The sequence below is a fragment of the Sphingobium chungbukense genome (assembly GCF_001005725.1).
GTDB lineage: Bacteria > Pseudomonadota > Alphaproteobacteria > Sphingomonadales > Sphingomonadaceae > Sphingobium > Sphingobium chungbukense.
This window is the reverse complement of record NZ_LBIC01000007.1, coordinates 443504-456713: the sequence shown is the minus strand read 5'-3', so window position 1 is coordinate 456713 and position 13210 is coordinate 443504. Positions and strand designations below refer to the sequence as shown.

Sequence of the window (13210 nt, the reverse complement as noted above, 5' to 3'; positions counted from 1 at the left end):
GGATCGCGTTCCGTTCAGGCCAGGGTGATCAGGATGTTGCCGACATGGTCGACGGTGGCGACGCAGTCGGCTTCGATGAGGGTCGTGGAGTCCATTTCCACCACGATGGCGGGACCCTTGATGACGTCCTTCGCCTTCAGCTTCGCGCGATCGTAGATGACGGCCGGTTGCATGCGGCCGTCGATCCATAGTTCATGATCGCGGATCTTGGCTTCGCACGGATCGCCATTCCCCTCCGGCAGGCGTGCGGCCGGCAGGTCGAGCGCCTTGCCCAGCCCGATCGCGCGCAGGTTCACGATCTCGTGCTGGCTGTCCATGTTGAAGGTGAACAGGCGGCGATGCTCATCGTCGAACCGGCGGGTGAGGTTGGCGATACCTTCGGCTTCAAGGGCGTCGAGCGTGACCGGCATCGGCACTTCGAAGGCCTGACCGGAATAGCGCACGTCGACCTCGAAATCGACTTCGGTGTCGTCGGCCGTGATGGCATCGGCCATGTCGCGCAGGATACCGCAAAGCTCATCCACCGTCGTGTCCGATGCCAGCTTGGAGAAGGAGCGCGCCGTTTCCGTCCGCATCCGTGTGGTGGCATCGCCCAGGGCGCACAGCACGCCGGGGGAAACCGGCGAAACGGCGGGCCAACTGCCCATCAGCCGCGCCACCGCGTTCACATGGAGCGGACCGGCACCGCCGAACCCCATCAGCGCGAAGTCGCGGGGGTCGTAGCCCTGCTGGACGGAGATCATGCGCAGCGCCCCGAACATATTCTCGTTGACGATGTCGATGATGCCCCGCGCCGCTTCGAACAGGTCGATGCCCAACGCGTCCGCGATGGTCTGGACGGCGGCGACGGCGGCTGGCCGGTCGAGCTTGAAGCTGCCGCCGAGCAGCGCTTCGGGAAGGTAACCGAGCACGACATTGGCGTCGGTCACGGTCGGAAGCGTACCGCCCTTGCCATAGGCGACGGGGCCGGGCACCGCGCCCGCCGATTGCGGGCCGACACGCAGCGCGCCCGTCAACTGGGGCACATAGGCGATCGAACCGCCGCCGGCGCCCACCGTCTTGACGTCCAGCGCGGAGGCGCGGACCGCCAGATGCCCGACTTCGGTGGTGCGTACGCGGCGCGCTTCCAGATTCTCGATGAGCGCGACGTCGGTGGACGTGCCGCCGACATCCAGCGTCAGGATGTTCCTGATCCCGGCATTCTTGCCGACCCAGATCGCGCCGGTGACGCCACCCGCAGGACCGGACATCAGCAGCGATACCGGCTGTTCCTCGGACTTTTCGGACGACATCAGGCCGCCGTCGGAGCGCAGGAGGCTGAGTTGGCCCGCCATGCCCGCATCGCGTAGCTTGGCGCGCAGATTGCGGACGTAACGGCCGACCACAGGACGCACCGCGGCATTGGCGACAGTGGTCAGCGTCCGCTCATATTCCTGCATTTCCGGCAGCACTTCATGGCTGAGGGACACGGGAACATCCGGCAGGATTTCGGCCGCCAGTTCGCCCACGCGGCGTTCATGCGCGCCGTTGAGATAGGCGTTCATCAGCGACACGGTGAGCGCTTCGACGCCCTGCGCCTTGATCTTCAGCAAGGCGGCGCGGATATCGTCGTCGTCGATCGGCCGCAACTCGTTGCCGCGCGCATCCATGCGCCCCATGATCTCGAACGTGTCCTCCAGCGCGGCGAGCGGCTGGGGCTTGGGCCATACGATCCATCCCGCCAGTCCGCCCGGCACGAAACTGCGTGCGATCTGCATGATCTGGCGATAGCCCTGGGTGACGATCAGCCCCACGCGCGCGCCCTTGCCCTCCAGGACGGCGTTGGTCGCGACGGTCGTGCCGTGCAGGAATATCTCCACGTCGGACGGCGTGATCCCGGCCTTGGCGCAGACCGCCTCCACCCCGGTCAGGATGCCGACCGAACTGTCATGCGGAGTCGATGGCGTCTTGTGGCGCCAGAATGTGCCCTTGTCCTCGGCGAACAGGAGCAGGTCGGTAAAGGTGCCTCCGACATCGACACCCAGGCGGTAGCTCATCGATCATCCTTCGTGGCTGGAGAAATGGGACGGGGAAAGGGGCCTGCGCGGCTGAGCAGGGCAGGAACGTCGCGGTCCATCTGCTGTCCCAGCCACAGGGCGGTTTCGATCGCCCGATCGAGCCTGATGCCCGTCGACACGCCGGAGCGGTCGAGCATGTACAGCAGATCCTCGGTGGCGATATTGCCGGTGGCGTTGGGCGCGAACGGACACCCGCCGATGCCGCCGACGGCGGAATCCAGCGTTGCCGCGCCCGCCTGGATGGCTGCCCATGCATTGGCATAGCCGGTGTTGCGGGTATTGTGCAGATGGACCCGAACGGGAAGGGGGGCGATGGCGCGGCGCACCCGTTCCACCAGATCATGGACCTGGGCGGGCACCGCGACGCCGATCGTGTCGGCCAGCGCTATCTCCACCGGTCCCGCTTCCGCCAGGCGGGCCGCCATGGCCACGACCCGATCGGCGGGAACCTCCCCCTCGAACGGGCAGCCGAAAGCGGCGCCGATCGTGATCTGCGCATCCCGGCCGTCCGTGCGGGCGATGCGGACGATGTCGCCCGCAACATCGGCGGATTCGGCGGAGCTTTGTCCCTGGTTCCGCTGCGCGAAGCTGTCGCTGGCCACGCAGACCGCGCCGATCTGGCCGATCTTCGTCTCCAGCGCACGGAACAGGCCCCGCTTGTTCATGACCAGCCCTATCGTCACGACATTGTCGGGCAGGGCGAGACCCGCGATCACGGCTTCGGCGTCCGCCATCTGGGGCACGCGATCGGCCCGGACGAAGCTGACCACCTCGATCCGTCGCGCGCCCGCCGCCGCCATATGCTCGATCAGCATGATTTTCTGTTCCGTCGAGAACAGCGTCTTCTCATTCTGCAGTCCGTCCCGCGGGGCGACCTCGACGATCTCGATGAAGGGTTTGTCCGGAATCATGTAGGCAGTATTGTATACAAAAATAGGGTTGTAAAGGGGAGAAGCTGGGATGTGGGTGAAGAAAGGCCTGTAAATGTGCACAGGCGATGGTATGCGTTGCCGGTCAGGCTTTCATCTGGCCGGGACGGCAAACGGAATTGGAGATCATGAACGCAAGCGAGCGCGCCTATGCGATCATCCGGCAACGCATATTGGACGGGACCTTCCCTCCGGGAAGTCAGCTTCGGGAGGAGGAAATAGCCGAGGCGTGCGGCGTGTCGCGAACGCCCGTGCGGGACGCGATGAGGCGGCTGGAAACCGAGATGTTCGTGGAGCGGAGCGACAGCAACCGGTCCTTCGTGACGGTGTGGAAGGAGAGCGATCTGGAGGAGCTGTTCATGCTCCGATCCGTACTGGAAAGTCATGCCGCGGAGCGGGCGGCGAAAGCGATCACGGCCGATGTCGTGGATCTACTGAAAATCTCCAACAACCGGATAGCCGAGGCCATCGCCAAGGAAACGCCCGACATCGAGACCTTCCTCAAGGAGAATGCGACCTTCCACGAGCTGGTCGTGGGGGCTGCGGCGTCCGAACGGCTGGCGTTCATGATTTCACGGCTGGTGTTCATCCCCGTTGTATACAAAACAGCCATCCGTTACGACCGCGAGGAGCTGCACAAGAGCCTTTCGGACCATCGCGAGATCACCGCGGCACTCGAAGCGGGCGACGCGGAATGGGCGGGTGCCGCCATGAAATCGCATATCCGCCGCGCCTATCATGCGCAGGCAAAGCGATCATGACGGCTGCGATGCCGGGTTCAGGCAGCCGATAACCACGGACGGTCTTGCGCCGTCATATGCTCATGGTCGTCGATCGCGCTTTCCATCGATAATGTCAGGCCGATCTCATCAAGTCCCTGAAGCAGGCACTGGCGACGAAACGCGTCGATCGCGAAAGGGAAGACGTCGCCAAGATTTGATGTAACAGTCATCGTTTCGAGATCCACGATGATCTCATGATTCTTCGTGACCTCGATCAGTCGATCGATTGCAGGCTGCGGCAGTGTAACGGTCAAAATGCCGTTCTTGAACGCGTTGCCGGAAAATATGTCGGAAAAACTCGGTGCGAGAACGGCTTCAATTCCCATGTCGGCCAGGGCCCATGCGGCATGTTCACGGCTGGAGCCGCAACCGAAATTATCGCCCGCGATCAGGATGGGGGCCCCTGCATAGCGTGGATCGTCGAAGATGTTGCCGGGCTGGGCACGCAGGCTTTCGAACGCCCCTTTGCCAAGGCCCCGGCGTGAGATGGTCTTCAGCCACTGTGCGGAGATGATCACATCGGTATCGACATTCTTGGCGCCCCAGGGATAGGCGCGCCCTTCGACCTTGCTGATCGGCTTCATGGGGTCAACTCCCGGGCGTTGCCCATAAGTTCGCGCACGTCGGCCAATCGACCCGTCACGGCGGCGGCCGCCGCCATGGCGGGCGACAGAAGGTGCGTGCGTGACCCGGGTCCCTGTCGGCCGACGAAATTGCGGTTCGACGTCGATGCGCAGCGTTCGCCGGCGGGAATCCTGTCGGGGTTCATGCCCAGGCATGCGGAGCATCCCGGTTCCCGCCATTGAAATCCGCTTTCGATGAAGATGCGGTCCAGCCCTTCCTCCTCGGCCTGGCGCTTGACGAGGCCCGATCCGGGCACGGCCATCGCCTGCCTGATGCGGGAGGAAATCTTCCGCCCCTGCAGCACCGCGGCGGCGGCGCGCAGATCCTCGATCCGGCTGTTGGTGCAACTTCCGATGAAGACATGTTCGATGCCGATATCTTCCATCCGGCGATGGGGAACCAGGCCCATATAATCCAGCGAACGCCTGGCGGCATCGCGCCTGGAATCGTCTGCGAACTGTTCGGGATCGGGAACCGATCCGGTGATCGGCGTGACGTCTTCCGGATTTGTGCCCCAGGTGACGTTGGGCGCTATGGTTCCGGCGTCGATCAGAAGCCGCTTGTCATATGTGGCGCCCGGATCGCTGGGCAGCGTTCTCCACCATGCAAGGGCGGCTTCCCACGCATGATCCTTCGGCGCCATGGGACGGCCCCGCAAATAGGCATAGGTTTTTTCGTCAGGCGCGATCAGTCCGGAGCGTGCGCCATGTTCGATGGCCATATTGGCCACGGTCAGCCTGCCCTCGATCGACATGTCGCGAATGGTGGACCCGGTATATTCCGCGACGAAGCCGCTGCCGCCGGCCGCACCGAGTTGCGCCACGATCTGGAGGATGACGTCCTTCGGGCCGACGCCGAAGCCCAGGCTGCCCTCGATGCGAACCTCAAGTTTTTTCGAAGACTTCAACAGGAGCGTCTGCGTGGCCAGGACATGTTCTATCTCGCTCGTGCCGATGCCGAAGGCGAGCGCTCCGAGCGCGCCGTGTGAAGCGGTGTGGCTGTCGCCGCAGACCAGGGTGGCGCCCGGCAGCGTAAAGCCTTGTTCCGGGCCGACGACATGCACGATGCCCTGTTCGGGCGCCGTGGCGTCGAAATAGCGTATTCCGTATTGCGCGGCGTTCTTCCGCAGGAGGGCAAGCTGTTGGGCCGATTGCGGATCGGCGACGGCCACCGACCGGCCCTGCGGGTCGACCCGCGCCGTTGTCGGCAGATTATGATCGGGCACCGCCAGCATCAAATCCGGTCGCCGGACGGTGCGCCCAACCGTGCGCAATCCCTCGAAAGCCTGAGGGCTGGTCACTTCATGGATGAGATGGCGATCTATGTAGATGAGGCAAGTGCCATCGGGGCGCCTGTCCACCACATGAGCGTCCCATATTTTCTCGTAAAGGGTTTGGGGGCGGCCTGTCCGCATGCTTTCCATTGAAGGCCCTTCTCCAGAGATGAAACGCATTGCGCTTCTCGATGTATCGCGAAAATGTATACTATAATTAGTATTGTAAAGGATTATAGCCCTGATAATTGCGGAAAAATCCGCAATCGTCAATATGTATGTATACAATTATCGAAATCACGGAGGCCGCGATGCGGCATTGGCGCAGCGCCTGTCCTGCGCCTCACGCAGGAAGGTGCGACGGTGACGACCAGCAAGTGCCGGCCATGATCGATGGAAGCGGCGCCTTTCGAAGCGAAAAAAGCCCCGCCGGAGCACAAGCTCAACGGCGGGGCCGAGGTTCAGGGCCGCCCGAAGGGGGAACGGGCGGTCTGGTTCTTCTTAAGGTCGAAAGATGAATTTCCGATGACCGGCGCCGCCGCCTTTCATGACAAATTGTTAACCCTATGGGCCTGGAGCGATGTCAAGTGAGATGGAATATCTCACGACTCATAACTCACGGAAAATAAATAAATAAATTAACGTATTCCGTTTAATCTGATCGGCACATGCTTTAATCACGAAGCGGTTCGGACAGGGCGATATCCATATCCGCCAGCGCCAGCCGCAGCAATTCCACCATGGTGGACCGCGCCGCGGCCGTGTCGCGGGCGGCGATGGCGTGATAGACCGCCTTGTGATCGGGTAGGGGGTCGCGCGGCAGCAGCTTCTTGCGATGCTTGAAGGTGGTGGTCCAACTCACCGCCGCCCCCACCGAGCTTGCCAGTGCGGCGAGCGCGTCATTATGGGTCGCGGCGAGGATCGCATGGTGGAAACGCTGGTCGGCGGCGCGGCCTTCAGGCGTCGATAGGCCGCATTTCTCCATATCCTCCAACGCCCGCGTCATCACGGCGAGCTGGTCGTCGGTGCGCCGCCGCGCGGCGAATTCCGCCGCCGCCGGCTCGATCACGCCGCGCAGTTCGAACAGGTCGCGGATGAAGTCGCGGTCCGGTTCCCCCGCGAACATCCAGGCGAGCATTTCGGGGTCCAGCACATTCCAGCGGCTGCGCGGCAGCACGCGCGTTCCGGCCTTGGGGCGGCTTTCCAGCATGCCTTTGGCAATCAATATGCGTACCGCCTCCCGATAGGCGGTGCGGGAGACGTGGAGCCGTTCCGACGCCTCGATCTCCCCTTCGAACAGGTCGCCGGGCTTGTGGACGCCCATCAGGATCGCTGTGCCCAACTGTCGGGCAATGGCCTGATGGATGCGGAGCGAGCCTTCTTCCGCCGCGAACTTGCGTTCCGTCACGTCCTTGCGCTCGCTCCCCAAAACCCCGGCTCCCCTTCTGTCAGTCCTCGAACGCCGTCGTAGGGCAATGCCGCCCGCAAAGAAAGGCATCGGCCACCAATCGCAACGGAGCGATATCGGCATCGATCGCCTTGTCCGCCGTCAATTGCACGAATCGGCGGTACATGGCCGGATATTCCTCGTCCGGCGCCTTCACCTGAACTTCGCCGTCCAGCCGCAGCATATTGCCGCCCTCTGACAGCAGCAGGCGGCCATTTCCCGTTTCGACTGCGATGTCCCAGGTCTGCGGCCCGGTCTGGCGCCAGTCGAACACCGCCTCCACCGGCGCGCCCGAAGCGGTTGCCATCTTGAGCGCGGCGCCGATCGGCGCATCCTTGTTCTGCGGCACCTCCAGGCTGGCGGACAGCAGGGTGACGGGTTCGGGCACGATCTCCGTCAGGATGGAAAGCGCGTTGATACCGGGATCGAACACGCCGAAACCGCCCGCTTCCCAAATCCAGGGCTGGCCGGGATGCCAGTGGCGCACATCCTCGCGCCACTGGATGTCGATGCGCTCGATGGTGCGCGACGCCAACCACGCCTTCGCCTGCGCGACGGCGGCGGCATAGCGGCTGTGCCAGCTCGCATAGAGCGTGACGTTCCGCGCCTTCGCCAGCGCGACCAGCGCCTCCACCTCCGACACGGTGGCGCCCGGCGGCTTTTCCAGGAAGACATGTTTGCCCGCCAATATCGCCTGTCGCGCCGCCTGATAGCGGACCTGCGGCGGCTGGCACAGGATCACGGCATCGAGTTCCGGCTCGCCCGCCAGCATGGCATCAAGGTTGGGATAATTGCTGACCCCTTCACCCTGCGCATTGCGGCTGGCGACCGCGACCACTTCTATGCCCGCGGTCTTTTCGATCGCGGGAAGATGCTGGTCGCGGGCGATCTTGCCCAGGCCGACAAGGCCTGCCCTGATCGTCATGCGGCGACTTCCAGCCTGCCCTCGACGCGACGGGTGAGCTTCCACGGATTGGCGGCCTGAAGCGCGGGTGGCAACACCGCGTCGGCCACATCCTGATAGCAGACCGGGCGCAGGAAGCGCATCATCGCCAACGTGCCGACGGAGGTGGTGCGCCCATCGGAGGTCGACGGGAAGGGGCCGCCATGCACCATGGCATGGGTCACTTCCACCCCGGTCGGCCAGCCGTTGGCCAGCACGCGACCCACTTTCCGGGAGAGCGTGGGCAGCAGCTTCGCGGCATCGGCCTGATCGCTTTCGTCCATCTGGAGCGTCGCGGTCAACTGACCCTCCATGCGGCCGATGGTGTCGATGACTTCCTCGACGGTCGCGCATTTGACCAGGATGGAGGAAGAGCCGAACACTTCATGCGCCAGCGCCGGATTGGCGCGGAACTGCTCGCCGGTCGCCGCGAACAGCGCGTGCTGCCCGCGATTGACGCCGTCCGCCGCCGCGCCGCGCGCGATGGTGGTGACGCCCTTAGCCCCGGCCAGGGCGGCGACGCCCTTTTCATAGGCGGCGTGGATGCCGGGCGTCAGCATGACCTGCGCACCATTGCCCGACAGCGCCCCGGCGGCGGACGCGACGAAACGGTCGAGATCGGGGCCGTCCAGCGCGATCACCATCCCCGGATTGGTGCAGAACTGGCCCGAAAACAGAGTCAGCGACCCGACGAAGGCCGTGCCCAGCGCCTCGGCGCGATTGGCCAGCGCACCGGGCAACAGCACGACGGGGTTGATGCTCGACATTTCGGCATAGACCGGGATCGGCTCGTCGCGTCCGCGGCGATCTTCATCAGGGCAAGGCCGCCGCCGCGCGATCCGGTGAAGCCCACGGCCTTGATGCGCGGATCGGCCACCAGCGCGCCGCCAAGGTCATTGGTCGTGCCGGGCAGGTAGGAAAACACGCCTTCATGCAGGCCGCTGGCCTTCACGGCCGCTGCGATGGCGCGGGCCACCAGTTCGCCGGTGCCGGGATGGGCCGGATGGCCCTTGACCACGACCGGGCAACCGGCGGCGAAGGCCGATGCGGTGTCGCCGCCCGCGACCGAGAAGGCGAGGGGGAAGTTGGACGCGCCGAACACGGCGACCGGGCCGACCGCCTGATTGACGCGGCGCAGGTCGCTGCGCGGCAGCGGCTGGCGCTCCGGCAGCGCCTTGTCGATGGTGGCGTCCAGCCAGTCGCCCTGCCGCACATAGCTGGCGAACAGGCGAAGCTGCCCGACGGTGCGGCCGCGTTCTCCCTCCAGCCGGCCGCGCGGCAGGCCGCTTTCGCTCATGGCCGTGGTGATCAGCAGGTCGCCAATCGCCATGATCTGGTCAGCCACGCCTTCCAGAAAGGCGGCGCGGGCATCGGGTGCCAGCGTCGAGAAGCCCTCGAACGCCGCATCGGCGAGCGCACATGCGTCCGCGACATCGGCGGCCGACGCGTTGTGGAAAGCGACCTCGCCCCTCGCGCCGGTCGACGGATCGACGGCGAAGAAGGGTTCGCCGCCCTGGCGCTCGGCAGCGCCGACAAGAATGGCTCCGTTGAACATGGGAATACTCCGGAAATAGGGGGATGGTTAATTCAATGATTGTCGCGGGGCAGGCCCTTGGTCTGGGCGATGCGCTGATATTTCTCGGCTCCCTCCAGGATCGCGCCGGTATCCATCTGGCCGACCACGGAGCGCTGGATTTCCTGCCAGGGCGTCTGCGACGCGGGATATTTGAACCCGCCCTCCGCTACCAGCTTCGCCCGGCGGCTTGCCAGTTCCTCGTCGGAAATCAGCGCGTTCACTTTACCCTTGTTCAGGTCCATGCGCACCCGGTCGCCGGTCCGGAGCAGCGCCAGCCCGCCCATGGCCGCCGCTTCGGGCGAGGCGTTGAGGATCGACGGGCTGCCCGACGTGCCCGATTGTCGCCCGTCGCCTATGCAGGGCAGGGCCGACACGCCCTCTGTGATAAGGTAGGCGGGCGGCCGCATGTTCACCACTTCCGCCGCGCCCGGATAGCCGACCGGGCCGGCGCCGCGCATGAACAGCAGCGTATCGGGTGTGATGCCCGTTGCCGGATCGTCGATCCGCGCATGATAATCCTCCGGCCCGTCGAACACGACCGCCGGGCCTTCAAAAGCATTGGGATCGTCGGGGTTGGAGAGATAGCGCTGGCGGAACTCCTCGGAGATCACGCTGGTCTTCATCACCGCCGCGTCGAACAGATTGCCCGACAGGACGAGGAACCCGGCCTCTTCCTTCAGCGGCTGGGCGAAGGGGCGGATGACCTTCTCATCCTCGATCGCCACGTCCCGGCAATTCTCGCCCATGGTCCGGCCGTTGACGGTCATCGCGTTCTCGCGGATCAGACCCTGCCCGATGAGCTGGCCCACCACGGCGGGCACGCCCCCGGCGCGATAATAATCCTCGCCCAGATATTCGCCCGCAGGCTGGAGGTTCACGAGCAGCGGCACCTTGTGCCCCACCGTCTCCCAATCCTTGAGCGGCAGGTCGACGCCGACATGGCGCGCGATCGCCGCCAGATGGATGGGCGCGTTGGTCGAGCCGCCAATGGCGGAATTGACGACGATGGCGTTATGGAAAGCGTCCAGCGTCAATATGTCGGAGGGCTTCAGATCCTCCGCCACCATCTCGACGATCCGCTTGCCGGTGCGATAGGCGACCTCCTGCCGGTCGCGATAGGGCGCCGGGATCGCCGCCGACCCGGGCAGCATCATGCCCAGCGCCTCGGCCAGCGAGTTCATCGTCGTCGCCGTGCCCATGGTGTTGCAATAGCCGGTCGAGGGGGCGGAGGAGGCCACCAGCTTGATGAATCCCTCATCGTCGATCTTACCCGCTGCCAGCAATTGCCGCGCATGCCAGACGATGGTGCCCGAACCCGTCCGCTCGCCCTTGTGCCAGCCGTTCAGCATCGGTCCCACCGACAGGGCGATGGCGGGAATATTCACGGTCGCCGCCGCCATCAGCAGCGCGGGCGTGGTCTTGTCGCAGCCGGTGGTCAGCACCACGCCGTCCAGCGGATAGCCATAGATCGCCTCGACCAGCCCCAGATAGGCGAGGTTGCGGTCCAGCCCCGCCGTCGGCCGCTTGCCCGTCTCCTGGATCGGATGCACCGGAAATTCCAGCGCGATCCCGCCCATTTCGCGGATGCCTTCGCGCACCCGCTCCGCCAGTACCATATGATGGCGGTTGCAGGGCGACAGGTCGCTGCCGGTCTGGGCGATGCCGATGATCGGCCGGCCGCTGCGCAATTCCTCCAGCGACAGCCCGAAATTCAGATAACGCTCCAGATAAAGCGCGGTCATGTCGATATTGTCTGGGTTGTCGAACCAGGCGCGGCTACGCAGCTTATGGGCAGGCTTGGACGAATCGCTCATTGAATAGGCACCCTGTCGCAGGAAATGGCAGATGGATTCTGGGGCACGTTGACGCGCTTGCCCTTCCAATATACTCATACAAATAGAAATTCAAGGATGCTTGGGCCCAGTGACAAATTTGATGAGCCAATATGCGGTCGTCGGGGACTGGGGGACCAGCCGCCTGCGCCTCTTCCGCATGGAGCAGGGCCGCGTCACCGCGCGTCACGACGGCCCGGGCATCGGCGCGGTGGGGCAGGAAGCAGAGGCCGCCTTCGCCGTCACCATCGCCCCCTGGCTGGAGGAGGGGGCGCCCAGGGAGATACGCCTCTGCGGCATGGCCGGCGCGCGCGGCGGCTGGGTGGAGGCGCCCTATGCCGATTGTCCCGCCGATGCCGAATCCTGGCGCGCCGCCGCGAAGCGGTTCGACTGGCGTGGCATGCCGGTCAGCATCATGGCGGGGCTCACCTGCGTCGGAGAGGATGGCGCGCATGATGTGATGCGCGGCGAGGAGACGCAGATTTTCGGCGCCATGGCCCGCGATCCGGCGCTGGCGCGGGGCGGCATCTCATCGTCCTGCCCGGCACGCACAATAAATGGACGGTGGTGGAGGATGGCCGCATCGCCTCCTTCCGCACCATGCCGACGGGGGAATTGTTCGCCCTGTTGCGGGACCATTCCACCTTGGGGCCGAAAACCGACCGGGCCCATCCGGCGCAGGAGGCGCTGGGGTTCGGCGAAGGGCTGGAGCGGGCGGGGGAGGGGCGGCTGCTGTCCTCGCTGTTCGCCGCGCGGGCGATGCGATTGCGGGCGGGACGCTCGGCCGAGTGGGCCACGGGTTATCTGTCCGGCCTCATCATCGGCTGCGAGATTGCGGAGATGCGTGGTACGCTTGAGGAAGTGGACGACATTCTCCTGATCGGGGACGCCCAGCTTGCGGTCCGCTATGCGCAGGCGCTCGGAAGGCAGGGGCTGGCGTCCCAATTGCTGGATGGCGATGCCTGCTCGCTCGCCGGGCTGGGATTGGTTTAGATGAGGGGATGGTAAGCTGTCATTCCCCATCCCGCAGGCGGGCGGGGAACGGCTGGAAATGACCAACGATAAACCGCCCCATAAGTCCATTGACGGAGCCCCTCCCATGACATTCGACGACCTGCTTGCCTCCGGCGCGCCGCCCATCTGCGCAATTCTGCGCGGCCTCAAGCCCGATGAGGCGATCGACATAAGCGCAGCGCTGGTCGAAGCGGGCATCCGCATCCTCGAAGTCCCCTTCAACTCCCCCGAACCGCTGAAAAGCATCGCCGCGATGCAGGCCGCATTCGGTGACCGCGCGCTGATCGGCGGCGGCACGGTGCTCTCTGTCGATGCGGTGGAGGGGCTGCATGGTGCGGGTGGCCGCATCATGATCACGCCCAATACGGACTCCCAGGTGATCGCCAGAGGGGTCGAACTCGGTCTTGAGCTGCTTCCCGGCTTCATGACTCCGAGTGAGGCATTCGTCGCCATCGGGGCGGGCGCGCGCCGCATCAAGCTGTTCCCGGCCGCGCTTATGGGTCCCGCTTATGTAAGGGCGCTGAAGGACGTGCTGCCCAAACAGGTCGGCGTCTGGGCGGTGGGCGGCACGGGCGCGGACACGGTCGGGGAATGGCTGGCCGCCGGTTGCGAGGGGATTGGTGCCGGCGGCGCGCTCTATCGGCCCGGCGACGGCGCCGGAACGGTCAGGGATCGGGCCCTGGAACTGGTCGCCGCGTGGAAGCGCACCCAATGACCATGGCATTGAAGGACC

10 protein-coding genes and 2 pseudogenes are annotated in these 13210 nt (G+C 65.0%); 4 read left to right on the top strand and 8 right to left on the bottom strand.

What is annotated here, in order from left to right; genetic code table 11:
* Positions 1-14: 14 nt before the first annotated feature.
* Positions 15-2036, bottom strand: coding sequence for a hydantoinase/oxoprolinase family protein (locus tag YP76_RS17160; protein ID WP_046764802.1), 2022 nt, complete (start codon positions 2034-2036; stop codon positions 15-17).
* Complete coding sequence (locus tag YP76_RS17155) at positions 2033-2968, bottom strand: hydroxymethylglutaryl-CoA lyase (RefSeq protein ID WP_046764801.1); 936 nt, start codon at positions 2966-2968, stop codon at positions 2033-2035. The genes YP76_RS17160 and YP76_RS17155 overlap by 4 nt, the downstream gene beginning before the upstream one ends.
* 146 nt (positions 2969-3114) lie before the next feature.
* Between YP76_RS17155 and YP76_RS17150 the strand changes: the two genes are divergently transcribed.
* A complete protein-coding gene (locus YP76_RS17150) occupies positions 3115-3747 on the top strand; it encodes a GntR family transcriptional regulator (protein ID WP_046764933.1) in 633 nt (210 codons plus the stop codon).
* Positions 3748-3764: 17 nt separating this feature from the next.
* Here the strand turns inward: YP76_RS17150 and leuD are convergent, their stop codons facing one another.
* Together leuD and leuC are read right to left on the bottom strand one after the other, a co-directional pair.
* Complete coding sequence (leuD, locus tag YP76_RS17145) at positions 3765-4352, bottom strand: 3-isopropylmalate dehydratase small subunit (RefSeq protein ID WP_046764800.1); 588 nt, start codon at positions 4350-4352, stop codon at positions 3765-3767.
* The gene (gene leuC / locus YP76_RS17140) at positions 4349-5806 is read right to left on the bottom strand and encodes a 3-isopropylmalate dehydratase large subunit (RefSeq protein WP_046764932.1); all 1458 of its coding nucleotides are present in this window, start codon (positions 5804-5806) and stop codon (positions 4349-4351) included. Before leuC ends, leuD begins: the two co-directional genes overlap by 4 nt.
* A 252-nt stretch (positions 5807-6058) precedes the next feature.
* Here leuC and YP76_RS17135 point away from each other — a divergent pair, with 252 nt between their 5' ends.
* Complete coding sequence (locus YP76_RS17135; protein WP_046764799.1) at positions 6059-6256, top strand: hypothetical protein; 198 nt, start codon at positions 6059-6061, stop codon at positions 6254-6256.
* Between the two features lie 82 nt (positions 6257-6338).
* Here YP76_RS17135 and YP76_RS17130 read toward each other — a convergent pair whose 3' ends face one another.
* The 4 genes and pseudogenes from YP76_RS17130 to YP76_RS17115 form a co-directional block, all read right to left on the bottom strand.
* Positions 6339-7094: a FadR/GntR family transcriptional regulator gene (locus tag YP76_RS17130; protein ID WP_046764798.1), complete on the bottom strand. Its 756-nt coding sequence runs from the start codon at positions 7092-7094 to the stop codon at positions 6339-6341.
* A gap of 19 nt (positions 7095-7113) precedes the next feature.
* Entirely contained in the window at positions 7114-8037 is a 924-nt protein-coding gene (locus YP76_RS17125; RefSeq protein ID WP_046764797.1) for a Gfo/Idh/MocA family protein, read from the bottom strand.
* Positions 8034-9610 (bottom strand): annotated as a pseudogene (locus tag YP76_RS17120) (aldehyde dehydrogenase (NADP(+))). The gene YP76_RS17125 and the pseudogene YP76_RS17120 overlap by 4 nt, the downstream one beginning before the upstream one ends.
* Positions 9611-9642: 32 nt before the next feature.
* A complete protein-coding gene (locus YP76_RS17115; protein WP_046764796.1) occupies positions 9643-11445 on the bottom strand; it encodes an IlvD/Edd family dehydratase in 1803 nt (600 codons plus the stop codon).
* Positions 11446-11566: 121 nt separating this feature from the next.
* On the opposite strand from YP76_RS17115, the pseudogene YP76_RS17110 reads away from it, so the two are divergent.
* Positions 11567-12456, top strand: a pseudogene (locus YP76_RS17110) (2-dehydro-3-deoxygalactonokinase).
* Between the two features lie 106 nt (positions 12457-12562).
* The gene (locus YP76_RS17105; protein WP_046764795.1) at positions 12563-13192 is read left to right on the top strand and encodes a 2-dehydro-3-deoxy-6-phosphogalactonate aldolase; all 630 of its coding nucleotides are present in this window, start codon (positions 12563-12565) and stop codon (positions 13190-13192) included.
* The last annotated feature ends 18 nt before the right edge of the window (positions 13193-13210 follow it).

Coding starts and splice junctions, on each gene's coding strand:
- YP76_RS17125 (WP_046764797.1), bottom strand. CDS start 8,037: ATGACGATCAGGGCAGGCCTTGTCGGCCTGGGCAAGATCGCCCGCGAC.
- leuC (WP_046764932.1), bottom strand. CDS start 5,806: ATGCGGACAGGCCGCCCCCAAACCCTTTACGAGAAAATATGGGACGCT.
- leuD (WP_046764800.1), bottom strand. CDS start 4,352: ATGAAGCCGATCAGCAAGGTCGAAGGGCGCGCCTATCCCTGGGGCGCC.
- YP76_RS17160 (WP_046764802.1), bottom strand. CDS start 2,036: ATGAGCTACCGCCTGGGTGTCGATGTCGGAGGCACCTTTACCGACCTG.
- YP76_RS17155 (WP_046764801.1), bottom strand. CDS start 2,968: ATGATTCCGGACAAACCCTTCATCGAGATCGTCGAGGTCGCCCCGCGG.
- YP76_RS17105 (WP_046764795.1), top strand. CDS start 12,563: ATGACATTCGACGACCTGCTTGCCTCCGGCGCGCCGCCCATCTGCGCA.
- YP76_RS17135 (WP_046764799.1), top strand. CDS start 6,059: ATGGAAGCGGCGCCTTTCGAAGCGAAAAAAGCCCCGCCGGAGCACAAG.
- YP76_RS17115 (WP_046764796.1), bottom strand. CDS start 11,445: ATGAGCGATTCGTCCAAGCCTGCCCATAAGCTGCGTAGCCGCGCCTGG.
- YP76_RS17150 (WP_046764933.1), top strand. CDS start 3,115: ATGAACGCAAGCGAGCGCGCCTATGCGATCATCCGGCAACGCATATTG.